Origin of the sequence: Acutalibacter sp. 1XD8-33 (assembly GCF_003612555.1) — a bacterium.
In the GTDB taxonomy this organism is placed as follows: Bacteria; Bacillota; Clostridia; order Oscillospirales; family Acutalibacteraceae; genus Acutalibacter.
In genome coordinates, this window is sequence record NZ_RAZF01000001.1 from 162,673 (window position 1) to 188,712 (window position 26,040).

21 protein-coding genes are annotated in these 26,040 nt (G+C 56.6%); 15 read left to right on the forward strand and 6 right to left on the reverse strand.

Annotated elements, in window-relative coordinates:
• Window positions 1–178 precede the first annotated feature (178 nt).
• The 4 genes from D7X94_RS00875 (at window position 179) to D7X94_RS00890 (ending at window position 5,550) form a co-directional block, all read left to right on the forward strand.
• Window positions 179–1,180 (forward strand): glycoside hydrolase family 18 protein, encoded by a 1,002-nt coding sequence (locus D7X94_RS00875; protein ID WP_120425798.1) that lies wholly within the window; start codon window positions 179–181, stop codon window positions 1,178–1,180.
• A gap of 568 nt (window positions 1,181–1,748) precedes the next feature.
• Window positions 1,749–3,107 (forward strand): magnesium transporter, encoded by a 1,359-nt coding sequence (gene mgtE / locus D7X94_RS00880; RefSeq protein WP_243111060.1) that lies wholly within the window; start codon window positions 1,749–1,751, stop codon window positions 3,105–3,107.
• Window positions 3,108–3,310: 203 nt separating this feature from the next.
• The gene (locus D7X94_RS00885; RefSeq protein ID WP_120425799.1) at window positions 3,311–4,366 is read left to right on the forward strand and encodes a Gfo/Idh/MocA family protein; all 1,056 of its coding nucleotides are present in this window, start codon (window positions 3,311–3,313) and stop codon (window positions 4,364–4,366) included.
• Between the two features lie 260 nt (window positions 4,367–4,626).
• Window positions 4,627–5,550: a nucleoside hydrolase gene (locus tag D7X94_RS00890; RefSeq protein ID WP_120425800.1), complete on the forward strand. Its 924-nt coding sequence runs from the start codon at window positions 4,627–4,629 to the stop codon at window positions 5,548–5,550.
• Window positions 5,551–5,984: 434 nt separating this feature from the next.
• Here the strand turns inward: D7X94_RS00890 and D7X94_RS00895 are convergent, their stop codons facing one another.
• From D7X94_RS00895 to D7X94_RS00910, 4 genes are all read right to left on the reverse strand, one after another.
• A complete protein-coding gene (locus D7X94_RS00895; RefSeq protein WP_120425801.1) occupies window positions 5,985–11,312 on the reverse strand; it encodes an S-layer homology domain-containing protein in 5,328 nt (1,775 codons plus the stop codon).
• Window positions 11,313–11,476: 164 nt separating this feature from the next.
• Entirely contained in the window at window positions 11,477–12,100 is a 624-nt protein-coding gene (locus D7X94_RS00900; RefSeq protein ID WP_120425802.1) for a PilZ domain-containing protein, read from the reverse strand.
• 12 nt (window positions 12,101–12,112) lie between these two features.
• Window positions 12,113–12,469 (reverse strand): EscU/YscU/HrcU family type III secretion system export apparatus switch protein, encoded by a 357-nt coding sequence (locus D7X94_RS00905; RefSeq protein ID WP_120425803.1) that lies wholly within the window; start codon window positions 12,467–12,469, stop codon window positions 12,113–12,115.
• A complete protein-coding gene (locus tag D7X94_RS00910) occupies window positions 12,450–13,877 on the reverse strand; it encodes a hypothetical protein (RefSeq protein WP_120425804.1) in 1,428 nt (475 codons plus the stop codon). Before D7X94_RS00910 ends, D7X94_RS00905 begins: the two co-directional genes overlap by 20 nt.
• 367 nt (window positions 13,878–14,244) lie before the next feature.
• On the opposite strand from D7X94_RS00910, the gene D7X94_RS00915 reads away from it, so the two are divergent.
• The 11 genes from D7X94_RS00915 (at window position 14,245) to D7X94_RS00965 (ending at window position 24,232) form a co-directional block, all read left to right on the forward strand.
• Window positions 14,245–16,344, forward strand: a complete 2,100-nt coding sequence (locus tag D7X94_RS00915) for a chemotaxis protein CheA (RefSeq protein ID WP_120425805.1) — start codon at window positions 14,245–14,247, stop codon at window positions 16,342–16,344.
• 116 nt (window positions 16,345–16,460) lie between these two features.
• Window positions 16,461–16,964: a chemotaxis protein CheW gene (locus tag D7X94_RS00920; protein ID WP_158590837.1), complete on the forward strand. Its 504-nt coding sequence runs from the start codon at window positions 16,461–16,463 to the stop codon at window positions 16,962–16,964.
• A gap of 31 nt (window positions 16,965–16,995) precedes the next feature.
• On the forward strand, window positions 16,996–17,796 hold the full coding sequence (locus tag D7X94_RS00925) for a CheR family methyltransferase (RefSeq protein ID WP_243111062.1): 801 nt from the start codon (window positions 16,996–16,998) through the stop codon (window positions 17,794–17,796).
• A gap of 34 nt (window positions 17,797–17,830) precedes the next feature.
• Window positions 17,831–18,874 carry a protein-glutamate methylesterase/protein-glutamine glutaminase gene (locus D7X94_RS00930; protein WP_442857873.1) on the forward strand — a complete coding sequence of 348 codons (1,044 nt, stop codon included), beginning with the start codon at window positions 17,831–17,833 and terminating at the stop codon, window positions 18,872–18,874.
• A gap of 178 nt (window positions 18,875–19,052) precedes the next feature.
• Window positions 19,053–19,361, forward strand: a complete 309-nt coding sequence (locus tag D7X94_RS00935) for a flagellar biosynthesis anti-sigma factor FlgM (protein ID WP_158590838.1) — start codon at window positions 19,053–19,055, stop codon at window positions 19,359–19,361.
• 10 nt (window positions 19,362–19,371) lie between these two features.
• Complete coding sequence (gene flgN / locus D7X94_RS00940; RefSeq protein WP_243111093.1) at window positions 19,372–19,812, forward strand: flagellar export chaperone FlgN; 441 nt, start codon at window positions 19,372–19,374, stop codon at window positions 19,810–19,812.
• A gap of 65 nt (window positions 19,813–19,877) precedes the next feature.
• The gene (flgK, locus tag D7X94_RS00945) at window positions 19,878–21,674 is read left to right on the forward strand and encodes a flagellar hook-associated protein FlgK (protein ID WP_120425810.1); all 1,797 of its coding nucleotides are present in this window, start codon (window positions 19,878–19,880) and stop codon (window positions 21,672–21,674) included.
• A 67-nt stretch (window positions 21,675–21,741) separates the two neighbouring features.
• Window positions 21,742–22,809: a hypothetical protein gene (locus D7X94_RS00950; RefSeq protein WP_120425811.1), complete on the forward strand. Its 1,068-nt coding sequence runs from the start codon at window positions 21,742–21,744 to the stop codon at window positions 22,807–22,809.
• 82 nt (window positions 22,810–22,891) lie between these two features.
• The gene (locus tag D7X94_RS00955; protein ID WP_120425812.1) at window positions 22,892–23,509 is read left to right on the forward strand and encodes a DUF6470 family protein; all 618 of its coding nucleotides are present in this window, start codon (window positions 22,892–22,894) and stop codon (window positions 23,507–23,509) included.
• Window positions 23,510–23,531: 22 nt separating this feature from the next.
• Window positions 23,532–23,975 (forward strand): flagellar assembly protein FliW, encoded by a 444-nt coding sequence (gene fliW / locus D7X94_RS00960; protein WP_120425813.1) that lies wholly within the window; start codon window positions 23,532–23,534, stop codon window positions 23,973–23,975.
• Between the two features lie 5 nt (window positions 23,976–23,980).
• Window positions 23,981–24,232: a carbon storage regulator gene (locus tag D7X94_RS00965; RefSeq protein ID WP_120425814.1), complete on the forward strand. Its 252-nt coding sequence runs from the start codon at window positions 23,981–23,983 to the stop codon at window positions 24,230–24,232.
• Window positions 24,233–24,379: 147 nt separating this feature from the next.
• On the opposite strand, the gene D7X94_RS00970 is transcribed toward D7X94_RS00965, so the two are convergent.
• The gene (locus tag D7X94_RS00970) at window positions 24,380–25,123 is read right to left on the reverse strand and encodes a late competence development ComFB family protein (RefSeq protein ID WP_120425815.1); all 744 of its coding nucleotides are present in this window, start codon (window positions 25,121–25,123) and stop codon (window positions 24,380–24,382) included.
• Between the two features lie 6 nt (window positions 25,124–25,129).
• Window positions 25,130–25,888, reverse strand: a complete 759-nt coding sequence (locus tag D7X94_RS00975) for a ParA family protein (protein ID WP_120425816.1) — start codon at window positions 25,886–25,888, stop codon at window positions 25,130–25,132.
• Between the last annotated feature and the right edge of the window lie 152 nt (window positions 25,889–26,040).

The window sequence follows — 26,040 nt, forward strand, 5'->3', positions numbered from 1 at the left end:
AAGATTTAGGGTCAACCTATTATACAGTGCGGTAAAGCGGATGTAAAGAGAAAATGTAAAATTGGAACAGAACCGTTCTGGTGTATAATAATATACTTTATCTAACAGCCAGCGGCTTACGCACGTTATCTCTCAAAAACCTATACTTCAATTTGGAAAACAGAAAGGGGATGCCACAATGAAAAAATACGCGCTGGCCTATGCGGCCAATGATTCGCTGCCTGTCTTTACCAGAGAGGATTTGAACTGTCTGACGCACATTAACCTGGCCTTCGGTCTGGTAAACGGCTGCCGGCTCGACATGAGCCAGCTCACCAACATCGGCCTGATGAAACAATTCCGGGAGTGGAACCCTGGCATTAAAATCGTGCTCTCCATAGGGGGCTGGGGCGCGGGCGGCTTTTCTGAAATGGCAATGACAGAGGCCGGGCGGGACAGCTTTGCCAAGTCCTGCCTGGAGGCCGCGGAGCGTTTCGGGTTGGACGGGATTGACATTGATTGGGAATACCCTTGCAGCAGCCAGGCCGGGATTGCATCCGACCCCCGGGACAGGGAAAACTTCACCTTGCTGCTGCAAGCGCTGCGGGCCTATCTGGGGAGCCGCAGCCTGTCCATTGCCGCCGGAGCCGGCAGCTATTTTATTCAGGGCACGGAGATGGACAAGGTGGCCGGAGTCGTGGATTATGTGCAGATTATGACCTATGATATGCGCAACGGCTTCACGGGGCAGGCGGGGCACCACGCGGCGCTCCGGGCCGGCGCGGGGGACGCCAGCGGGCTGAACACGGTGGACATGGTGGATCTGTTCCACCGAGCCGGCGTGCCGCTGGAGAAGCTGGTGATCGGCGCGGCGTTCTACTCCCGGCGCTGGGACGGCGTGGAGGGGGGAAACAACGGTCTGCTTCAGCCTGCGGCCACCACCGGCCAGAGCGGCCCCGGCTACAGTGATATTACCGGCGAATTTATCCGGCGAGGCGGCTACAAGAGCTGCTGGGATGCGGAGGCCCAGGCCGCGTATCTGTGGAACGGCAGCACATTCATCAGCTATGAAAGCCCGGAAGCCGTGGCGCTGAAATGCCGGTATGTGAAGGAAGCGGGCCTGCTGGGCCTCATGTACTGGGAGCATGGCTGCGACAAGACCCACACGTTGCTACAGGTGATCGGCCGGGAGCTGGCCTAGGGCGTGTTCCCATAAAGTTAACGCACACGCCTTTTCGGCAAATTTTACAGGCTTCTATGTTAAAAATTCTCGAAAACCGACAGGCTTTCTTGCGGTTTTCGTCTTGAATCCTGCAAAATTTTACTCGAAAATCCGCGCGCTTATCTTGTGGGAACACACCCTAGAACCGCCGGTTCAAAGGAATTCCCGAATGGCAAGAAAAACATGTAGAAAAATTCCAGAAGATGTGATATACTAAATATAGAAAAGTATTGCGGAGCTGTGTTCGGAATCTGTCAGATACCCGCGGACAGATTCCGGACAGGCTCTTATTCCAAAAAAGGTGAGGTGAGCCAAGTGAACGTTCCCCGAAGTAACGACAGCGCGGAGCCCCGAGAACGAACCGCCCGGCCCCTTGGCTCGCCTGTGATATAGGAAACGCACTTGAAAATCGGCGTGCTGCATTCTATTTGGCACGGCTTCTGACTATGGAATAGACCAGAAGGATACGGCCCCGGGGCGCAACGGGCTGGTTTGCGCGCTGTGTACTTCTCCCCATGCAAAACCAAAAGCAAAGGAGGATACACGGATGAATTATGATGAGAACAACGAAATGCTGGAGCGCCTGGAGGCGCTTTTGGACCAGCGGAACTACAACCAGGCGGGAGCGCTGGTAAAAGACATGAACCCTGCCGACGCCGCCTTTCTGCTGGAAGAGCTGTCCGAACAGAAGATGCCCGTCTTTTTCCGGCTGCTGCCAAAGGAGCTAGCCGCCGACGCTTTCGCCTATATGTCCCCGGAGGCCCAGGAGGTGCTGGTGCGGGGCTTCAGCGACCGGGAGCTGGAAGAGGTGATGGAGCAGCTTTTCTTGGACGACACGGTGGACATGATCGAGGAGATGCCCGCCAATGTGGTGAAGAAAATTCTGCGCCATGTGGATGCGGAAACCCGGAAGAGGATCAATCAGGTGCTGAACTACCCCAAGGACAGCGCCGGAAGCATTATGACCATGGAATATGTGGATCTGAAGCGGAGCATGACCGTGGAGCAGGCCTTTGACCGCATCCGCCGCACCGGGGTGGAAAAGGAGACGGTGTATACCTGCTATGTCACCGACAGCCGCCGGAAGCTGGAGGGCATTGTCACGGTGAAAGACCTTCTGCTGGCGGAGAAGGACCAGGTGATCCGCAATATCATGGAGACGAACGTAAAATCCGTCAGCACCCATACGGACCAGGAGGAGGCCGCCCGGGAGCTGAGCCGCTACGACTTTCTGGCCCTGCCTGTGGTGGACGCGGAGGGGCGGCTGGTGGGGATTGTCACAGTGGACGACGCCATAGACGTCATCCAGGAGGAGGCCACGGAGGACATTGAGAAGATGGCGGCTATGGCCCCCTCGGACCGTCCCTACCTGAAAACCAATGTCTGGGAGACCTGGCGCAAGCGGGTGCCCTGGCTTTTGATTCTGATGATCTCCGCAACGTTCACCAGCGGGATCATCTCCGCCTATGAGAGCGCTCTGGCGGCCAGCGTGGTTCTGACCAGCTTTATCCCCATGCTGATGGACACGGGGGGCAACTCCGGGGGCCAGGCCTCGGCCACGATTATCCGAGGCCTTTCCCTGGGCGAGATTCACTACCGGGACGTGCCCAGGGTGCTGCTGAAGGAATGCGCCGTGGCCCTGCTCTGCGGGGGGACCCTGGCCGCTGCCAGCTTTTTGAAGCTGCTCTTTCTGGACCGGGTGGGCCTGCCGGTGGCCCTGGTGGTGGCGGCAACGCTGGTCTCCGCGGTGGTGGTGGCGAACCTGGTGGGAAGCAGCCTGCCCATTCTGGCAAAGCGCCTGGGGCTGGACCCCACGGTGACGGCCAGCCCGCTGATCACCACCCTGGTGGACGCGGCGGCGCTGATGATCTATTTCAATGTGGCGAAGCTGGCCCTGGGGATTTGAAAAATACCCCTTGCATACCGGAATTTTCCATGCTATACTGAGGGTGAAATCGATCCCCCGGACAGCCCGAAGAAGGCCCTGCCGAGGAAATAAGGAATCACTGATTTAATCACGCCTAGCGGCTTGGCACACAACTTGCGTGTGTATTTGTGCGCCAGATTAAATCAGCGCTTCCTTAACGAAAACTTTATTGGAGGTACAAAATGGGTAAAATTGTGAACGTCGCCGTGGTGGGTTACGGCGGCATGGGCGGATGGCATACAAGGCGCCTGCAGGAGATCCCGGAGGTCCATCTGGCCGGAGTTTACGACATCCTGCCCGAGCGCAATCAGGCTGCGGAGGAGGCGGGGATCCACGCCTACGCCTCGTATGAGGAGCTGCTGGCCGATCCCGCCGTGGACGTGGTCACCGTGGCCATCCCCAATGACGCCCACCGGGACGTATGCATAAAGGCTTTGGAGGCCGGAAAGCTCGCCATCAGCGAGAAGCCTGTCACCATGTCTACCGCAGTGCTGGAGGAGATGATCGCCGCCTCCAACCGCACGGGCTCTAAGTTTACCGTGCACCAGAACCGCCGCTGGGACGAGGACTTCCTGGTGGCCAAGAAGATCGTGGAGGACGGCCAGCTGGGCCGGGTATTCGCCATCCAGAGCCGAGTCCACGGCAGCCGGGGCATTCCCGGAGACTGGCGGAACACCAAGGAGCACGGCGGCGGCATGGTGCTGGACTGGGGCGTGCACCTGCTGGACCAGATGAACATGATGATGGGCCGGATGCCGGAATCCGTCTACGCCACCCTGTCCAACGTGACCAACGAGGAGGTGGACGACGGCTTCACCGCCACGTTCATGTTCCCCGATGAGAACGGCGGCATTGTGTTCACCGTGGAGGTGGGCACCAGCAACTTCATCAACCTGCCCCGGTGGTATGTGGAGGGCCTGAACGGCACCGCCGTCATCGAGGACTTCGCGGTCAACGGCAAGATCGTGGTAGCCACCAGCGACGAGAAGCACGACGCGGTGCCCATCGTCACCGCCGCGGGCCTGACCAAGACCATGGCCCCCCGCACCGACGACACCATCAAGGAGCTACCCCTGCCCCGGGTGGACACGGACATTAAAGATTACTACCGGAACATCGCCAAAGTGGTCAACGGCGAGGCCGAGCAGATTGTCACCCACGACCAGCAGCGGGAGCTCATGCGCCTGATGGAGGCCATTTTCGAGTCCGCCGAGAAAAACCAGGTGGTGAAATTTTGATTGAAGACCGAAAAGGAACGCAAGGACACGTAGAAACCTCTGCTTTACGACCTCCGCCTGATTTTCAGTACAGGTGAAAAAGAAGAATATAGTTAATTCAGTTCAAAAGAATCAAAACATTCTTTTGAACCAGGCGGCAGAGCCGCCCAACTTGAGAATTGGATTTTTCAATATCTCAAGTGAATTTACTATTCACCCGGCAGGAGATTGTGGAGCTGCCGGATAAATTGGCGCTGGCCAAGGATCAGGAGTAAAATACAATGACATTGGAGCAGAGAATCCGGAACCTCGCCGTGCCCCAGGGCCCGGTGGACGTGGTGCTGGATACGGATACCTATAACGAGATCGACGACCAGTTCGCCCTGGCCTACCTTCTGCGCTCTTCGGACCGGCTGAACACCAGGGCCATCTATGCCGCGCCTTTTTTTAACGAGAATTCCACCGGCCCCGAGGACGGGATGCTCCGTAGCTATGAGGAGATCTTCAAGGTGCTGGAGCTGATGGGGGAGGAGCGGCCGGTATATAAGGGCTCTCCCCGGTATCTGCCGGACGAGCGCACCCCGGTGAAATCCCCCGCCGCAGCGGACCTGGCGGAGCGGGCGAAGGCCTATTCCCCGGAGCGCCCCCTCTACGTGGTGGCCATTGGGGCAATTACCAACATTGCCTCAGCCATTCTCCTCAGCCCCCAGGTGGCGGAGAATACGGTGGTGGTCTGGCTGGGAGGCCATGGCCTGGACTATCACGACACGGCGGAATTCAATATGATGCAGGATGTGGCAGCGGCCCGGGTGGTCATGGGCAGCGGCGTCCCCTTTGTGCAGCTCCCCTGCATGGGCGTGGTCAGCGGCTTTGCCACGTCCCGCCCGGAGCTGGAGTATTGGCTGAAGGGCAAGAACCCCCTGGCGGACTACCTCCAGGCCAACACCATTGCGGCGGCGGAGAGCTACGCCAAGGGAAGCGCCTGGACCCGGGTGATCTGGGACGTGACCGCCGTGGCCTGGCTGCTGAACCAGGAGGACCGGTTTATGCTGTCCCGGGTGCGCCCCGCGGCCCTGCCCGCCTATGACAACAAATACACCTTGAACCAGGACGGGCTCCTGATGCGGTATGTGTATCATATCCACCGGGACGCGCTGTTCACGGATCTGTTTACCAAACTGGCGGCTTCGGAAGAAGGACGCTGAACAAGGAAACCGAGAAAAGACCGGATATCCCAGAGCGCGCAGGCGTTTGGATACCTGGTCTTTTTTAAGTATGCTTTTTCAGAGAGTGTTTTGGGGTCTCGCCTGCCGGCTCGGTCGGGTCAGAACGGTTGCCACTGGCAACCTTCCCTCTCCGCAGCCAGAGTTAACCAAACTTTTACCCTGGTTAGCTTTGACCGGTCCAGCTGGTCAACGTAAAAGTTTCGCCAGACTTTTCAAAGGCTACGGGGTTTTTAGGGGGCGACAATCGCCAGTGGCGATTTCCCGTCGCCGACCGAACCGGCAGGTGAGAAGAACCCCTAAACCGCCGGAGGCCTGCGCAGCGAAGCGAGCGCCACTTTCAAAAAGTATACAAAAAAACAGGACCCCTCCTCCACATGAGAGGAAGGGTCCTGCTTTTTTATGGGTTTTAGGGTTTAGTTGCTGGCGTTGGTGCCGTCCCATTCACTGGGCGTGACTCGGGGCACGAGGCGATAGCCGTCAATCAGCGTGGGATCCGCTTCGTTGCGGATGGGTTCCACGTTCAAGATGATGGAGAGAGGCTTCGACTGGAAATGGTAGCTGTTATCCGAGAGCCTGTGACTGAACTGGATGCGGTCGCCAGGGAAAGCGTCTTTCACGGTAAATTTAATCACTCGGGCAGGAGTGTCTGTACTACCAGGCACAAAGGAAAAACCGGTGGGGAGATTGGTGATATAATTTTGGATGCTCTGATATCCCTTAGACGTTTGGGCGTGGTTGAGCGGTCCGACGTCCAAGGGGATGAGCTTGCCGGGGCGGTCCTCCGTGTAGAAATAGGGATCCGCAGAGAAGGTGACAGTTAGGTCGCAGTCAATCTTCTGTGTGGCGGGATCATAGGAGAAGCGGTTGCCGATTACGCTGAACACCTGGATGGGCGTGCGGTCCGCAATCACCACAGGCCGGGTGGCGGCGAAGGAGAAGTTGGAGCGGTTTTCCCCGGTGCCGCTATAGCCGTAGGCAATCAGGCAGTACTCCTGGCCCTCTGCCATATCTGTCCACTTTTGGGGGCAGTCCACGGGGAAGGGGACGTTCTCGGAGAGGTCATCCTGGAAGAAACCAAAGGAACCCATGCCGATATCCGCCGGGGAGTCGATATACTGGGCGATGCGGTTTTTGATGGTGGGATTGGCGCACAGGTCAAAGAGAGAGCCCAGAGAGCGGCCGCTGGCATCCCGCATATCCTCCAGAATGGCGTCCAGAATGGTGTAATCCGCGCTGGTAACTGCTGTGCCGGTTTTGATGGAGGAGATCATGGTTTTGTAGTCCTCGAATTTCTCGGGGTCCACATAGGCCGGGATTGTGGCGGGATTATCAGGGTCATAATTGGCAAAGTCTGCGGCAAAGGGCTTCTGGAGTACCTCGTCCATATCCTTGGTGTACTCAAAGAGCTTATACTTCACCGTGGCGTCCCGGTCCACATTGATGGTGGCCTGGGACTGGTTGTGGCTGATGGTGATGATGGGCTGGGTGATGGGGTCCGTCTTGAATTGATAGACCGTGACCTCAGAATAGATGTCCGTCTCGCCCTTGGTGACCAGATACACATAGTAGACGGTGTCCGCAGCAAGGCCGGAGACGGTCTTGGTATTGTAGGCGGAGCCCGCGTCCATGGTGCCGCTGACGATCAGGGGGCTGATCATGTCCGGGTCGGTGGGGGTGATGACATGGTTTTTGGCAGGGAAGTCGAACCGGTATTTTTCCGGCACAGTCTTGTCTGTGGTCAGGGTGTAGCCGGTGTACTGGCCATCCTTGTTCGGATCGTTTTTCGGATCCAGGACAGGGCCGTCGCCGTCCAGCTCATAGGTGCCCTTGCCGTCCAGGGCAATGTAGGCTCTTTCGCTTTCAGTCAGCTGGACGCGGGAGGAGCCTCTGGCTGGACAGAGCACGGGAATACCGGTGGTTTTGTTCACCGGGGCCATCACATAGTAGACGGTGCCTGCCCGGTCCATGGTCACGCCCATGGTTACGCCGCTGGGAGTGGTCTTGAAGTCCGGGGTCTCGGAAATGAAGCTGGGGGCCTTGCCGTCATAGAACTGCTTGTTGCGGGTAAAGAGCTGGGGATCGGTGATGTTGGTGACGCCGCTGGGGCTTACACCGCTGGTGTTCACATCGTCCAGGGTAATGACACGGCCCAGGTCCGCATAGGAGCCGGAGACAAAGGTGACCCGGCAGGTGACCAGCTCGCTGAAGGTTTCCCGGTCGTCCTTGCCTACGCCCAGCTTTTTGAAGCGGATGGCGTACTCGTAGACCATACCGTCGGTGTCGTTCATGCCGCCGTTGATGCCGTTGGTGTCTGTGTCGTAGGGCAGGTTGATGGCCCGGAAACGGCCGTTGCCCATCTGCTTGATGAGGCTGGCGCTGCTCATGGCCGTGCCGGTGGGCACGATCACGCTCTGGGTATTCCGCTCCATGCCGTCCTGGCCCTTACCGGTAACCAGGTTCCATTCCTTGCTGGGGTCCCGGTTGGCGGGGTCCTGCACCCGGGTATAGAGCTCATACTCGCAGGTGATGTCGAACCAAAGGAGCATATCATAGAACACGCTGTCATCCGCGGTGCTGGTGGAGCGGGGCTCGGCGGTGAAGGCGATATCCACCTCGTAGTCCTCAGCAGGATCATGAGCGCCGTCTGAGGTTTCCGCAGTGTGAATGAACAGGTCGCCCACAAAACGCTCCACATGGATTTGAGCGGAAACGGTCTGGAACTCCGGCAGAGAGGTGCGGCCCATGGGATTGTGCATCTCGGAGTCGTCGCCGATGTTTTGCAGCCGGAAGTAGTAGCGGGCGCCGCTCTTCAGCTTCACCGCGCCGTCGGCCACATTGTTGGTGGCGTGATAGGGGAAGCTGACGATGACCTCCTTGCCGTCCCGGTAGATCTGCACCTTCTCATAGTCGATGACCCAGTCGTCGCCTACGCCCTCGTCTCCCTTGATGTTCACGGGAACATTGGCGTCCGCGTCGTATAGGATGATGGAATCCCGAAGCACGGCCATCAGGTCGTCGTGGGCCTTCTGCTTATCCGCCTCGGAGGCAGTAGAGGATTTCCAGGTGTTGTACATCTCGTCGTAGACGGCGTTGGTAATCTTGCCGATGGTGGAGTTGCTGGGCTGGAGATAGCGAATGGTTTCGTTGAACACCAGCTCAATGGTAGAATCGGCATAGGGAGTAGTGGGGCTGTCGTCCGGATACTTGTCAAAGCGCTGGGTGACGGTAGGCGGGGTCTCATCCAGGGTGTGAGCGATGGACTTGTGGATGATCTCCGAATAGTTCCCGGCCAGGTCTTCGCCCAGATAGTACACATCGTACTCCGTCTCCTTGACGAGGCCGTTGATGGTGATGGTGAAGTCCTTGTTGGCCTGAACCGTCACCTTGCCGAAGCGGGTACCGGTAGAGCCGCCGGGTACGTTCATACCGTTCTTCACCTGGAGCTTAGCATATTCGCTCTTGAGGAAGTCCTCGTCGTCCGGACGGCTACCGTCGCTGGGAACGGGATATTCCGCGCCCTTGTCCACGCAGACCCAGTACACGGTGCCGTCCTCGTTCATGGAGTTGCTCATCTGTACGGAGGTGGCCGTGGTGGAGGTCTGGATCATATCGTCCCGGTTGAAGCGGGGCGGGGTGATGTCCTTGGTGGTGATTTCATACTTGGTGACCTGAGAGCTCTTCTCGCCGTTGGCGTCGGTGAGCCACAGGTACAGGTCGTACTTGGTGTTCTCCTCTACCTCGCCGTAACCCTCGGCAAAGCCGTCCAGATCCATGTCCACGTCGGTGATCTTGAAGCTGTCCAGGGTGTTTTTCAGCAGGTGGACCCGGCCGTAGCCATAGGGATCCACAAAGGCGCTGGACAGGAACTCGGCGGTGGTGGGCTGGGTGCTGCCGGACCGCAGAAGTACATAGTAGAGGTCGCAGCTCTTGTTGGCCATCACGCTGGCCTGAATATCAACGATCTCCGCGAAATCCAGGTCCGCGTTCTCCTCGTTGCGGGTGGGCGTGCGGTCGGCGAAGGTGGGGAACTCGGCGGTAAGCTCAGGCACGCTGTCATTGGGCGTGGTGAACTTCTGGGACTTCACCGGGCTGCGCCGGCCGTGTGCGTCCAAAAGGAGCGCGGAGAGGTAATAGGTGCCATCGGGTTCTAGGCCGGTGATCTGGGTGGAGAATTCTTTCTTGGAGGCATCCACGGGGATGCTGCCAAAGGCTTTGAAACCGGAGCCGTACTGGGAGGGCTCGATCATCCGGTCGGCGTCGCTGTCATCCAGCATACCGCCAGCCGCGTCTGTAAGCGCCCAGTAAATGGTGCCCGCCTTGTTGGTGGAGAAGAAGCCCTCCGCCGAGGTGGGAGACACGTTTTTCACCTTGGGATAGCCCTGGAGCAGATTGGGGTTTTGAGAGATCTCCTTGGCGATCTCAGAGTCCACATTGGGCTGGCCGTTAATTTCGGTGACCACGCCGGGGCGCACCACAACCTTATCGGGCAGGATCTCGCAGGAGCTGCCGTTGGTGGTCACGTCCAGCTCGCCGATATCGCCGCTGCCAGTGACGTCGGTGCCGGTATCCAGCTGGATCTTATCTACAACGGCGTTTACCTCCAGCTTTAAATGGGAGCCGGTGGCCTCTTCCTCCACGGTGATGGAGGATACACTGCCGCTGCCGGTATCGCCTACGGTGAGGGTGGAGCCGGGGGTGCGGTTAAGCACATCCTTCATGTTGCCCGCGATGATGAACTCCCCGCCGTTAGGCCCTTCCAGATAAACCCGTTGCAGGCCTTTCTGGGGATTGCGCACGTCGTCCTGTATGTAGGCGTCGGAACGGACCAGGGTCTCAGGAATATTCGTAGTGCCCACGGCCCGCAGGGACACGAACTGGCCGGTGGCCGGGTCCACAATCAGTTTCTGAGCTTCCACATGGTTGAGCACAATACTGGCCTCGCCCTCCTGGGCCTCGCCGCCGCCGGAGATGATGATCTTACCCAGCACGCGCACGTTGTCCAGAAGCACATCGCCCAGGCCCACGCCGCCGGTAAGGTACAGGTCGCCGGCGATGGTGGTGTCCTTCAGGGTGACATGGGGGCTGTTAATGGTGACGTTGCCGAACACGCCGCCCAGCTTGTGTTCGCCCCGAGTGTTAATGAGTTCGCCCAGGCCAACGCTGAGCATTTTAGCCACCTCGCCCCGGGAAACGCTTCTGCCGGGGGCAAAGGAACCGTCCGTCAGGCCGCTGATAATGCCGGCCAGCACGGCGGAGCGCACATAGATGCTGCTCCAGGTGTTGAACTTCTGCCCGTCGGTAAAGTCGGTGACTTCGCCGGGAGTCTCGTCCAGGCGCATACACCGGGCAATCAGGGTGAGGGCCTGCTCTCGGGTGACGGGGGCGTTGGGAGAGGCGGTGGTGGCGGAGGTGCCCCGGAAAATGCCCTCGTTATAGCCGGTGGCAATGTCGTCGTAGAACCAGTCCCTACGCCGGACATCCGTGAAGGGGATGGATCCGGTGCGGGTAAAACCAAAGGCCCGGTTCAGGGTGGCGATCATTTCCGCCCGGGTAATAGGGTCGCCGTCCCGCCCGTTGTTCATAACGCCCCACCGCTCCATCTTTTCCATATAAGGCTGGGCCCAGGAGACGGCAGAAGCGCCGGGAGAAATGGAAAGATCCGTGGGCAGCACGCCCAGGAGCACCAGAGTGCACAGAACCAGGGCGGCCAGCCGCTGAAGATTTTTTTTACATTTGCTCATTTTAGTCCCTTTCTCTAAGTAGAGTCGTATGGTATCAAAAAGCTGAAAATTATTTGACGCACCGAAAAAATCCGGCTGTCCCCCTCCTTTCCTGTTCCAAAATATAAACTTATTCTATTCCATTTTTATGGAAAAATCAATATTTCTGTCAGATTTGCCAAATTTTACCGCCGACTCATCTTTTGCATCGATTTGAGTTGTACGTTAAAAACAGATTCCCGCAGCATACTCTCCTGTTCGTTGAGCAGGTCCAGAAACTTGGCGGCAAAGAAATCGGTGCCGGATTCTTCCCACCGGCGCAGCACCTGGCAGGCCAGCAGCAGGGGAGCCGTGCGGGTGATGGGAATTACCACCTCCACCTGCTCTCCCGGCTGGAAGCTGATGCCTTCACAGGAAAAGCTGATGCCGCCGCAGCTCAGATCGTTGGCCTTGGCGGGATACCGGCCGGGCCGGCCGTCCATAGGATAGAGATAGGTTTCAAAGTCCACGGGCATGCGTAAGTTTTCCCGAACCCGGTCTTTGGTCAGTTCCCGGAGGGATTCCATAATCAGCAGATTTGTTTTGCGCTGGATCACATGGCCCAGCTTAGGAGAGATTTCCTCATCGGCGGGGACGATCTGCACGTTTTCCGCCACAACCACCGCCTGGATATCCCCCTCGGTAATATTTACCTGAATGTTCATGCCGTCGGGAGGGCCTTCCAGACTGCCCCGGGCCAATACCCGGGAAGTGCTGCTGTCCAGGATCACGCACATATTTTTGGGCTTTTGCTTTTTGCTGAGAAACATGGATAAAACCTCCTAGTTTGCTTCGGATTCTTCCAGACCTGATTCCGGGTTCCGGGCCTGCCGGCGGTGGTCCTGACTCTGGCGCTCAAAATCAAAGTTGAGAAAATATACGTAAATTTCCACCACAGCCCGGTAGAGCTCTTCGGGAATTTCCTGACCCAGGTTCAGCTGGGAGAGAATGGTGGCCAGAGAGTTGTCCTCATAAATGGGTACGCCATTTTCCTGGGCCACGTCCAGCATTTTTTCCGCCAGGTATCCCATGCCGGAGGCCACGATTACCGGGGCGGAATCGCTTACTCCATATTGCAGGGCGACAGCCCGCTGGCGGGAGGGCCGTTTAGATTGCTGATCAGACCTTGACGTCGACACCGCTTTTCACCTCTTGAAATAATTTTGGGAACGCATCGGAAATGGTCATGGGCTTGCGCATGGCGGACACACGCACGTCGCCTGGAGAAAGGCCGTTTCTCTGAAGAATTTCCGAGAGGTCCCGGGAGACGTCCCCGGAGAAGGCGGCCACCCGCTGGGGGCAGGACACCTGTAGAGAGGTGCGGCCGCCCTGGGTTTCAATGAGCAGATCAAAAGCGCCCAGGCCCTCGATATCCATCTTGATCAGAAGCCGGGGCGCGGGCTCCTCCCTGCCTTCGCTGTGTTCCGCGTCCGGATCCACCCACATTTCGGAAAACACAGCTTTATCTTCCCATTGGAAAGGCAGAAACAGGTGCTGCAAAGGCATATAAACGCTCTCATTCAATAGGATGGCGTTCATCAGGTTTCGAAAGATCTCTTGGGCTGCGGTGCCGCCTTCGCCCTGCATGGCTTTTTGGGCCATTTGCACAAAGCGCTCCGCAAAACCATCTGCCCGGGTGGCTTTGGCAAATTCTGTGTCGTTCAACAGGCGCAGGATGTTTTCATCAGAAAGCTGGCTCAAGTCGCCCTTGAAAATATTATAGTTTCCCAGATGGCGAAAGGACTGAATCAGATCCTGCTCGCCGCCGTTTTCATAGCGGACCATGTCCAAAGTCAGCAGGGAGAGCAAGCTGCGGGCCATGCCGTGGTCGTGCGTGCGTCGCACATAGTCGGAAATCAAAGGGAATACCTGGTTGCGCAGCAGATCCAGGTTTCCCTGGCGGTCTCCGGCGGCAATGCCGTTTTCCATTTTGGCGGCTATATCCGTAAGCTGGTTGGACCAGTGGGAGGGGAGGGACCGGGTCATGTCGTACAGGGTGCGCAGCATGCGGCCCTCCAGATGGTCGGTGGAGGAGTAGTCGCTGTATTGGCGGAGGAATTGGAGAATCTCGTTTTTGAACATCTCCGAGCCAGAGCTATTATAGGCGTTGCGCAAAGCTTGGAACAACGCTCCGCCAAAGCGCAGGCCGCTTTGAATCTGTCCCTGGAGAAACTGGGCCAACTGGGCTTCGTCCATCTGGAGCATCTCCAGAAAGCCCTGCAGTTCCGCCGCAAGCCCCGGCGTGATCCCGGAGGAAACCTGTAGGCCCTGGCCCTGCAAAAGGCGCAGAAAGGCCGACGCCGTATCCGGGGCGTTGGCCAGGCGTTGTAGGAACGTAAGAAAATTGGATTCGTACCGCATCCGGTGGGAGACGGAGGGATCTCCGGCCTGCTGCTGGTCGGACCGCTGATCCCCCCTGGTCACCCGGGTGGGATCTACCACATTCTGGATGTGGGTGTTGGGGTCCTGGGGATTGATAGGCTGATTTCGGGCCCCGGCGTTGTCATAGCCGGGGACGGGATTGGTGGGGCGCAATATTTCTGGCATGATGATACCACTTTCCTTTTTCGCAGAGCCGAAATTTTTTCTGGGCTTTTCCGTAAGGGCCTGGATTGAAGCCGCTTTCGTCCAAATATGGAAGGAGAAACGCAAAATTTACAAAAAGTTCACAAAAGGAACTGTCTGGAAAATGTAGGGAGGACAGCGCCGGCATAATTCCTATTTTGAGAACAAAAAATGAAAAATCATAGGGATAAACCCGGGAAATCCCTTATTTTTTCAAGATATGCTGCCGAATAATTAACTGAAGAGCGGGCGTTTTTTATGTGTTGCGAAACGGCTGGCCCTGTGTTATAATAAGCGTGGCCTGGGCAGGCAGCTGTCCGGCAATCTATGCAGAAAAGGTGGAAACAGTATGGGCAACGACATGATGGAAGCGTATTTATATGAAATGAACACGCTTTTGGAGTCTCTTGACGAGATGGTTCTAGGCGCGGAAGATCGAAAGACCTTCTCTCAGGAAGACGTAAACGAAATATTCCGCATAATGCACACCATCAAGGGCTCTTCCGCCATGATGGAATTTGACAACCTGATGACGGTTGCCCATAAGATAGAGGATATGTTCTTTATCATACGGGACAAAGGCATGGAGGCCGTGGCGGAAGATCTGCGGCCGGATCTTTTCGACCTGATCTTTAAGGCCATTGATTTCTTTAAGGCCGAGGTGGAAAAGCTGGAAAATAACGAAACCCTCACAGAGGATATCGACAGCATCTTAACGAATATTAAGGCCTTTTCAAATAAAATTCAGGGGAAGCCTGTGGAAGAAGAGCCGGACAAAGAAAAGGGGGAGTCTCCAGCCTCTGGAGAGGCCCAGAGCGGCGCCTCCGCCCATTATGCCAGCAGCCAGTTCCCCTATGGTATTCAGGTGTTTTTCGATGAAGGCAGCGGTATGGAAAACCTGCGCTCCTTTATGCTGGCCACGTCGGTAAAAGACGCAGTGGACGGAGAGGATCAGTTCGACTATTACCCGGAGGATGTGGGGACCAACTCGGAAACGGCCACGTTTATTGTGGAAGAGGGATTTTTCCTGCGCTTTCTCACGCCCGAGCTGCGGGAGAAAGGCGTGGCTGTGGTAAAAGAGGCCGGCTCTGTGGCGGATTATCAAATGTTTGACTACGCGCCGCCGGAACCTGAACCGGAGGCTCCCGCGCCCGTTGCCGCAGTTCAGGAGGCCGCCCCGACGGCAGGCGCACCGGCCGCAGCCCAGGCTGCTCCGGCATCTCAGCAGAGCCAGCAGAACAAGCAGCAACAGCAGCAGAACCATAACAAGGAAAGCCTGATCAGCGTGAACCTCTCGAAGCTGGATGAGCTCAACGCTGTGGTAGGTGAGATCGTCATCACCGAATCCATGGTGACCGCCTCTCCGGACCTGAAGGGCTTAAAGCTGGACAATTTCACCTCCGCCGCCCGGCAGCTTCGGTCCTTGACAGACCAGCTCCAGGATGTCTCCATGTCCCTGCGGATGGTGTCGGTTTCCGCCACCTTCCAGAAGATGCGCCGCATTGTACGGGATATGAGCAAAAAATTGGGCAAAAAAGTGAATCTGGTGCTGGAAGGCGAGAATACCGAGATCGACAAGACCATCGTGGACAGCATCGGCGACCCGCTGATGCACATTGTGCGCAACTCCATGGACCACGGCATCGAAGAGGACGTCCAGGACCGCATCCGGGCCGGCAAGAACCCGGTGGGCCAAATCACCCTCTCCGCCCGGCACACAGGCAGCGAGGTGATCATCGAGGTCATTGACGACGGCCAGGGCGCGGACGACGACGCCATTCTGAGTAAGGCCATCCGTCAGGGTCTGGCTGTGCCCGGGACGGAGTATTCCCACAAGGACATCCTGAACTTCCTCTTGATGCCTGGTTTCTCCACCAACACAGAGGTAACGGAGTATTCTGGCCGAGGCGTGGGTATGGACGTGGTGAAATCCAATGTGGAGAGCGTGGGCGGTACGGTGTCCATCGCCAGTGAGAAGGGCCTAGGCATGACTACTACACTGAAGATCCCCCTGACCATGGCTATCATGGACGGCATGGAGGTTTCTGTGGGCGATTCGGTGTTTACGGTGCCTATCAATAATATCCGCCAGATTCTCCGGGTAAACTCCGGGGAGGTAATCCACGACGCGGCCCAGGGAGAAACCCTGCGGGTGATGGATAATTTCTATTCTATCGTGCGGGCCAAGGAGTTCTATCAGATGGAACAGGGCAAGGATGAGTTCGACGAGGGGATCGTGCTGTGGGTAGAGTCTGGAGACAACTCCTTCTGCCTGTTTGTAGACGATCTGATCGGCGAACAACAGGTGGTGGTAAAGCCCCTGCCTGATTATGTGAACGACTACGGCATCCGGAATTACGGTCTGGTGGGATGCACCATTCTGGGCAATGGGGATATCAGCCTGATTCTGGATGTAGCCAGCATTTACGCCGCCTCCCATGTAGGCTGACCCTCTTGCAAGGCTCGGGGTTTTATGGTATACTTAACATCAACAACAGCTGCGCGGGAAAAGCGGGCGGTAAAATGCTCGCGGCGCAGAGCGGAAAGGAAAGGACTTGTGCTTATATGGCGGAAGAGACTATGACGGCTGTGATAGCGGAAGATATGGAATCCTATGTCGATGGGGATTTCACAGAAGTGGAGACGGATAAATACCTGATCTTCCTCTCTGGCGGGATCTATTACGGCGTGGATACCAAGTATGTAAATGAGATGCTCACCCAGTGGGATACCTCAATCACCTGGCTGCCTATGCTGCCCCCTCATATCAGAGGAGTGATCAACCTGCGGGGTGGGGTTGTGCCCATTATTGACTTCCGGCTGCTGATGGGGCAGGATCCGGGGGATAAGTTCTGTACCGTGATTCTGGACATGGAGGGCGCCCAGATCGGTATTTTGGTGGACGAGGTAGATCAGACGATCGATATTGAAAAGAACCAGATTCTGCCCGTGCCCAGCCAGAGCGGCATGGAGGCCCAGAAGATGGTGACCGGAATGTACAGCGTGCCCGGTGAAAACAAGACTTTGATGGTGCTGGATTGCACTATGCTGCTCCATGGACACCAGTAAAAAGATAAGAGAGGATAAAGCCACTCTCTCCATGGTGATATCCGAAAAGGACTTTAACCGGCTGGTTTCTTTCGTGCAGGGGAAATATGGCATTGACCTGCACCAGAAGAGGCAGCTGGTAACCAGCCGTCTCTCCGGCACGGTGAAGAGCATGGGCTTCAATAACTTCACCGAATATGTGGATTATCTATTAAAAAAGGGCTCCGGGGACGATATCAATCAGCTGCTCTCCCGGCTGACCACCAACTATACCTATTTTATGCGGGAGGTAGAGTCCTTCGACTACTTCACCCGCGTGATCCTGCCGGAGATGGTGCGCAAGCATGAGCGGGATAAATGCCTTTCCATCTGGAGCGCGGCCTGTTCTTCCGGAGAGGAACCCTATAATATTTCCATGTACATAATGGACTATTTGGGCAACAAGGCCCCCGCCTGGGATACCAGGCTTTTAGCCTCGGATATCTCTTTGGACGCGCTGACTAAGGCCAATCGCGGCGTCTATGAGCTGCCGGACACCATCCCGCCCCACTGGAAGAAGAATTACTTTAAGCCGGCGGGGGGCAAAATGTATGAGGTGGCCCCGCAGATTAAAAGCAACGTGATCTTTAAGCAGTTCAATCTTATGGACCCCATCCAATTTAAGCGGAAATTCGACGTGATTTTCTGCCGGAATGTGATGATTTATTTTGACCAGCCGACCAAGTCTGCCTTGACCAGGCGTATGTTTGACGCCACGGTGCCAGGGGGCTACCTGATTATCAGCAAGGCAGAAAACCTGCCTGCGGACCTTCCCTATGCCCGGGTGGCCACGTCGATTTTCCAGAAGCGCTGAGGCTAGATTCTTTGTGAAATGAGGAGGGGTTAAATTGCCTTTGAAAAATATACGGGTCTTGGTGGTGGACGACTCTATCATTGCCAGAAAGACGATCATGGAAGGCTTGTCCAAATCGCCGCGGATCGAGGTGGTGGGCTACGCCATCAATGCCATGGATGCGGAAAACAAGGTGAAGCAGTTAAATCCGGACGTGATGACCTGCGATGTCCAGATGCCGGGTATGACGGGGATTGAGTTTTTAAAGAAATTCCTGCCCCAGCATCCTCTGCCGGTGGTGCTGGTGTCCTCGCTGAACCTGAAAGTGTTCGACGCACTTCATGCCGGGGCGGTAGGATTTGTGCGCAAGCCTGACGGCGTGCAGAGCCGGGAAGGCTTTATTAACTCCTTGGTTGAGGCGGTGATCGAGGCTTCCAGCGCAAAAGTCCGCAGGCCGGCCATTGTGAAGGAGCAGCCGGATCTGGCGCCGCCGCTGACAATGGGGCCCTTGAAAGTGTCCCAGCCCTATATTATCGGCCTGGGCGCTTCCACAGGAGGAACAGAAGCCACTTTGGAAGTGATGAAGCGCCTGCCCGCGGACATTCCGGGCATGGTGATTGTACAGCATATGCCCCCGGGATTCACTAAAATGTATGCGGAACGGCTGAACCGGCTCTGCCGCATGGAGGTGAAGGAAGCGGAGAATGGGGATAAAATTCGTCCGGGCCTGGCAATGGTAGCTCCGGCGGACCTTCAGTGCCGGGTGAACCGCACCGCTTCCGGGGAGTACTATGTCTCCTGTACCCCCGGGGAAAAGGTCAGCGGCCACAGGCCGTCGGTAGACGCGCTGTTCCACTCTATGGCGGATAATGTGCGCTGCAAGATGATCGGCATCATTATGACGGGCATGGGCGCCGACGGCGCGGAAGGACTTTTGCGTATGCGTCAACGAGGCGCATACACCATTGGCCAGGACAAGGAGTCCTGCGTGGTGTACGGAATGCCCGGGGTGGCCTTTGAGAAGGGCGCTGTATGTGAACAGGCCAGCTGCGAACGGGTGGCAAGCGTTTTGTTGCGAAGTTTACAGACCGGAAAATAAAATTTTGCCGGGCCTGCCGGACTCTCCCAGAAACGTGGGATGGCGGACAGAACAGAAAGAATTGAAGAAATATCGGATGACCTCTTAATTTTTTGAGGGGTTATCCGATATTTTACTTAGAACGTTTTCAGAAAGAATTGGAATGACCGTGTTCCCATTTGGAAAAGAGGGATGCAGAATGATTATGATGCCCAATAAGATTGGCCCTGTGGGCAGCCCCCTGCGGGTAAACCAAATTCGCCAGTATGCCCCGGCTTCCGCCTCGCAGGCGGGGTCCAGCGGGGAGAAGTTTGATAAAATCACCCTGAGCGCCAGGGAGAGCGGCGAGCCCCGCCGCATGGAGCTGCAGAGCAAGCTCTCCCAGGAGGTGCGCACCGCTACTACCACCGGCACGCTGGCCTCTTTGCGGGATCAGGTGCAGTCGGGAGAGTATCGGATAGACGCCGGCAGCATCGCGAAAAAAATGCTGTTGTTGGGGGAGGTATAATTTGGAGGCCGTGTATCAGGAGTATCTGGGCTATCTGGAGGAGCTGAGCAGCCTTCTGGCCCAGATGACGGAGACCGCCGAGAAAAAGGCCGATGCCGCCAGGGACAGCGACCTTGTGCGGCTAGACGAGTGCATGAAAAAAGAGCAGGCGTATAGCATGACCCTGCGCAGCATGGACCAGCGGCGGGACAAAATGCTGGGGGAGATGGGTCTTTCCGGGATCACCCTTTCCCAGCTGGCAGAGCACTACCCCCTGGAGAGCCGGACCCAGGCGGCCAGGGCGGCGGAAAAGGCCATGGCCCGGTATGAACACTATATGAGCGCCTCTAACCGGGCGCGCACCACCATGGAATGTGCCCTTCGGGATATCAGCCGGATGCTTCCGGAAAATCAGCCCCCGGAGGCGCTGGAGGATCCGCCTCTTCGGATGCGCACGGATTTCCGAGCCTGAGCCCGGCCGGAAAAGCCAGCGGCCGGCAAACGGCCGAAACCCCATAGAGACAGGGAGGAATCTTTATGAGCACCATTTCAACTTTCAGCGGCTTCACCATGGCCCGGCTGGGCATTATGGCTTCTCAAAAGGCGCTGGAGGTCACGGGAAACAATATTTCCAACATCAACACCCCGGGTTATACCCGGCAGGCCCTGGACCAGCGGGCCCTGTATATCGGCGGAGCGGACCGCTACGCCTCGCAGTTTGACGTGCGGGTGGGGGCGGGCACCCTGACCACTGGCGTCTCCCAGCTGCGAGACCCTTATCTGGACATCCGTTTCCGCAATGAGAACGCCAACGTGGGCTTCTACAGCAGCAAGGTGAACGTTCTGGACCAGCTCTCTTCCATTTTCGACGAGGTGGGCAAGGGTGAAGAGGATAACGGCGTGATCGAGGCCCAGCTCAGCCGGTTGCTGGAATCCTTGCAGAGCATGAACACTGAGCACGCCGGGGATCAGTCTTATGACGCCATCGTGCGCCAGACCGCCAAGTCCTTGGTGAGCTACTTCAACACCTACGCCAACAAGCTGGAGACCTTGGCCAACGATACCCAGAAGGAATTCCGGGAGGGTCTGGGAGAGGTCAACAATATTCTGGACAGCATCCGCAACCTGAACGAGTCCATCAAAAAGGCGGAGATCAGCAGCGGCGCTCTCAGCGAGAGCCAGCGGAAAGAGGGCATGATCGGCGAACGAGGCCAGCAGGCCCTGGAACTTCGGGATGAGAGAAATCAGCTGATCGATAAGCTCTCCGCCTATCTGCCCATTGACGTGAAATATTCTGATGAGCCAATCGGCGCGGGTATGACGGTGGAAAAGCTCACCATCACCCTAAGCGGCCGCAGCGACGTGGTGCTGGTGGATGGCATCTACGGCGGCCATCTCTCCATCCAGCAGACCCAGAAGCTGGACCAGAACGGCCAGCCCGTAACAGGCGCCGGCGGCAAGCCGGTCATGGAGGAGGACCCCTATCTGCGCCTGGAGATCTCCGCGCTCTATGACAAGCGGGGGGAGAAGATCCGGGACGGCAAGCCTGGCGACACCCCTGTGCAGCTGAACGACCAAGATCTGGTAAGCGGATCTCTCCAGGCCACCCGGGAAATGCTCACCAAGAACGGCGAGTTCTCCAGCACCATCGAGGTAGACCAGATGGACCCCAAGGCCGCCACCAAACGGGGAATTCCCTACTATCAGAAGGTTTTGGACGCCCTGGCAAACAAGATCGCCAAGATCTTCAACGAGGCCAATACCACGGACAAGGACGGGAAGCCCGTCACGAACACTGACATTACTGGCGCGGGCGTTCTCTTCAGCAAGAGCGGCGACGGGGACGATCCCACCGGCATCACGGCCAAGAACATCTCCATCTCCCACAGCTGGTCCCACGAGCAGGTGCATATTATCCAGACCCGGGATCCGGCCAACAACCACCTGACCACGGCCAACGACAATATCGCCCATCTGATCTCCCTGATGCAGCAGGACTTCGAGTTTAAGCCCAGCGACATCTATACCCCCGCCGTGGGTGCCCTGAAGAGCGATGCGGTCTACTTCAAGGGCAGCTTCCACGGGATGCTCGGCTATGTGAACGGGGTGCTGGGAGAGGACACCAAGAGCTCCGGGGAGGTTCTGGACAACTATGCCCAGATGGCCGAGGACCTGGACCTGAGCCGGGATTCGGTTTCCGGCGTGGACCTGAACGATGAGGCCCTGAACATGATGCAGTTCCAGAAATCCTATTCTGCCGCCTGTCGGCTGCTCACCACCCTGGATGAAATTTTGGATAAACTGATTAACGGCACCGGCCTGGCCGGGCGCTGACATGGGGTAATTTATTCCGGCTATAGACGATAATATAGAAATTCAGCATAGAAAGAAGTGAGGGAAAATGGTTCGGCGTATTACCACTAACGGCATGATGCGAAGCTATCGGACAAATCTGATGCGCTCGTATAACACGCTGGCGAGAGTCAGCGAGAAGATGACCACCCAGCGGCAGTTTAACTCCTATGCGGAGAGTCCCGCTATTGCCAGCCAGGCCTTCCAGTTGCGGCGGAACCGCTGGAATGCAGAGAGCCAGATTGCCAACAACAAGCAGGTGACCCATAAGTTCCAGCAGGCCTGGAACTGCCTGCAGACCACCCACCAGGACCTGGGCCACAAGCTGGGCACCTATTCCGCTCTGCGGGCGGACAATGGCGCCACTGCGGGCGGTCGGTTTGCCCTGGGCGAAGTGCTCAAGGGCACGGCGGAATCCATCATGCAGACCATGAACGCCAAGTTTGGCGAGAACTACATCTTCTCCGGCGCGGACGGGGAGAACGTCCCCTTCAGCTGGGGCCCCAACGGCGAGGTCCTGTTCCGGGGGAAGGCAGTGGACGACATCGCCAATGACGCGGATTTTCAGAAAATGCTCAACGATGAGCACACCTTCGTGGACCTGGGCATGGGAATGCAGGAGGACAATGCAGGCCAGCTGATTGATGCCAGCGCCTTTGACACCGCCCTGCAGGGGATTCAGTACATCGGCTACGGCATGACAAATGAGATTACCCTGTCGGATGGGGTGACCAAGGTGCAGAATGTGCCCAACAACCTGGCCTCCATCCTGAAGGAGATGGGGGAGATCTACTCCAACTGCGATGCGGACAGCGGTAATTTTGCCAGCGTGGACGACCAGCACCGGGCTGAGGCCCTGGAGATCCAGCTACGGGATAAACTCAACGACCTCCACTCCGGGTTTGTGGAGCTAGACACCCGGGGGACTTATTTGAAAACTAATGAGGACCGGCTCACTGACCTGGACGACTCACTGAACACACAGATCACCACCTTGGAGGATGTGGATCCTGCCGATGCCATTACCGCCCTGATGTGGGGGCAGTATTCCTACAACGCAGCTCTGCGGATTGGCACCAGCATTCTGTCCCAGTCGTTGATTGACTATATGCGGTAAAATTTGGTTTTGGCTGAGAAAAAGCTCAAAATAATTTAGTAATACAGTGAATGCGCGATCTTTCTGAAAGAGGGGATTATCATTGGGTCCGCTAATTGAAATTACCACAGTACCAATTGAAATCGAGATGAAAACCACGAATGCCCAGCTGCTCTATTCCAGGGGTACTGCGGAAGTGGAGGTTTCTCGGGACAAGGGCGGGCTGAATATTAAGAGCCGGCCCATCCAGCTGAAGATTGATTCTTTTGAGGCGCAGAGTTCTGTACGCCCTACCACCATGCAGAGCGTCCAGCAGGCCGCCCAGCAGGGAAAGCAGGCGGCGTATCAGGCCACGGCCACTTATGCCAGAAGAGGACAGCTGGTGATGGACGCGCAGTTGGGACAGGAACTGGTCACGCAATTTGCAAAGGAAACCCAGGATGCTCAGATGGGCAGGACGGTAGACGATTTTGGCATGGGATTTTTGCCGGAAGGCAAGGTGAATCTGAATTGGGAGCCTGGGCAGATGCAGATTCGCTATGAAATGGATAAAATGAATTTCGACTGGAAAACGGGAGGCATGGGCTTCCAGTTTGTGCCGGGTGATATTGAGTTTACCATGACGCAGCGGCCGGAGGTTATTATCAAATATGTGGGCGGCGCGATGTATGTTCCCCCTTCGGCGGACCCCAACCATCAGCCTGTTGATGTAAAGGCTTAAAAGGATACTAGGAGGAGCGGTCTTGAGGCTTTCAACAAAGTACTTTGGCGAAATTGAATATAGCGAAAGCGATATATTGACTTTTCCTCGGGGATTGTTTGCCTTTGAGGAGGAGAAGGAATTTCTGTTGCTGCCTTTTTCAGGAAGTGACGGAACCCTGCTCTGCCTGCAAAGCCTGGTGACCCCGCAGCTGGCGTTTGTAGTCATGAATCCTTTTGCACTGGATGCCAGTTATGCGCCGGTGCTTCAGCCGGAAGAGCTGGCCGAACTGGGTGTGGAGCATAGTACAGAGCTGTGCTATTATGTGCTGTGCGTGGTGCAGAATCCGGTTTCCAACAGCACAGTGAATATGAAGTGCCCGGTCGCCATCAATGACGATACCCGCCAATGCATCCAGGTGATTTTGGAGAACGATGACTATGGAATGCGGCATTTGCTGGCGGATTTCCAGGAGAAGGAGGGATAAGCGCGATGTTGATCCTTCGCCGCAAAGCAGGGGAATCCTTTCTCATTGGCGATGACATTACCGTAAAGATTATTGCGACCAAGGACAAAGAGGTGCAGATTGCGATTGATGCGCCGAAGGAGGTTCTGGTGATGCGGACGGAATTGGTTTCTGCCATGGACGCCAACCGGGACGCCGCCCAGGAGCAGAGTCTGCCGCAAGATTTGCTGGCCGCGTTTCCCTCTATGCTTTCAGGGGAACATCCGGAAAAGCACTAGAGGCTGTGAAAGGCTATCAGGTTTCTTCTTGACTGTGGGCCAGTTTCATAGGAAAAACCGCAGGGCAGAAGAATCGGAGGCTATGAGATTTTGGATAAAATAAAAGCGCGGAGCAATGCTGGAAAACAGCTGGAGCTCCGCGTTTTTTTAGTTGTCTTTGCGGGGGGCGCCCAAACGGATGCCGCCATCTTCCCCGAGAGAATGGCGGGGATGTTCGGCAACCTTCTGACAGGCCCACATGAGCTGGGCGGTGACGGCGGGGCTGTAGCGGCCCTCATAGATCGAGAGCATCGGGACGCCTTCATGCTCAGGGACAACGATATATTTTGCCGGCAGGCTGGTGAGAGTGAGGGCGATAACGTCTGTGCGGCAGCGGGAGCAGCGGCACATCTGGAAGCGTTCCATATATTTATCGACCTTATCCTCCACCAGAGCCTGCATCACGTTGATATATGTGACGTTTTCAATGGATTCCTCTCTTTGCTCCGGCAGGGGGTCTGGCACAGGGGTCGGAGCAGTCTCTGGCTGAGGAGCGGACTCTGGGGCCGGGACTTGCTCCGGTTGGGGAGAAGGCTCCAGATTGGCGAAAGGCGGGGCTTGCTGGAATTCCGGTTCGGGCTCCGGCTCCGGTTCAAAAACGCTCTGGGAAATAGGCTCAGGCTCTGGCTCCTGTTGAGGCTCGTCGGCCAGTTCCGCCAGAAGGTCCTCTTCCAGGGCGCTGCGGATGGTTTCCGCAACCTCTTCTGTGTTGTCGGGAACGGAAGGCGGAGGGGCGGAGGGGCTGGCGTGTCTGGTGGGGGTAGCTGTGGTTTCGCCGGGCTCAGTGAGCAGGTTCAGCACATGGGCCGTTTTGTTGGACTTGGATGACTTCGCTGATTTGGAATTTGCCATAGTTCATTACCTCTTTTCTATCAATTCATCCAACAGTGCCTGGAAATCTTGGGCGGGGTTGGAGCTGGGAGCATAGGAAAGCACGCTTTCCCCATGGGCGGGGGCCTCTGCCACTACCACGCTGGTGCGTATTTTGGTATCCAGCACACAAGTGTCCAGCTTTCGGGCAATTTCGCTGGAGAGCTCCAGGACCTCCCGGTTCAGGGTCAGACGGTTGTTAAACTTGTTCAGCAGGATTCCCAGAACCCGCAGGTCTGGATTATAATACTTGCGTACGGTATTGATGGTGTCCCGAATCTGAGAGATGCCCAGCAGGCTGAGGATTTCCGGCGCCATGGGAATAATCAGCGCCCCGGAGGCTACATAAGCGTTGATGGTGAGCACGTTCAGGGCGGGGGGCGTGTCGATGATGATATAGTCGTAGTCCCGCTCGACCTTGCTTAGCTCGTTTTTCAACAGGTATTCCCGACCGGGAGTATTGAATTCCAGCTCGGCGGTGGAAAGCAGGATGTTTGAGGGAAGCATGTCTCCCAGATCAGTGGAGACGATTACGTCCTCAATGGCAGCGGAGCCTTTCATCACCTCGTAGACAGTCTCGCTGTTCTCAATATCCAGCCCGGCAGAAAAGCCCAGGCTGCCCTGAGGATCCAGGTCAACACCCAGCACGCGGTATCCCCGCATATGCAGGGCGTTGATGAGGGAAAGGGAAGTGGTTGTTTTGCCTACGCCGCCTTTTTGGTTGGTAACAGCAATAATTTTTTCCATTACAAGAGTCCTCTCCAAGAGCAAAATTTTCGCGGAAAGCTCTTATCTTTCCAGTGGTAATGTCGATATAAATAGGGAATGAGTTAAGTGTTTATCCGCTATTTTTTCTGGGGGAAGGGGGATTTTTTCTCTGGAACGCGGTAAAAACAACC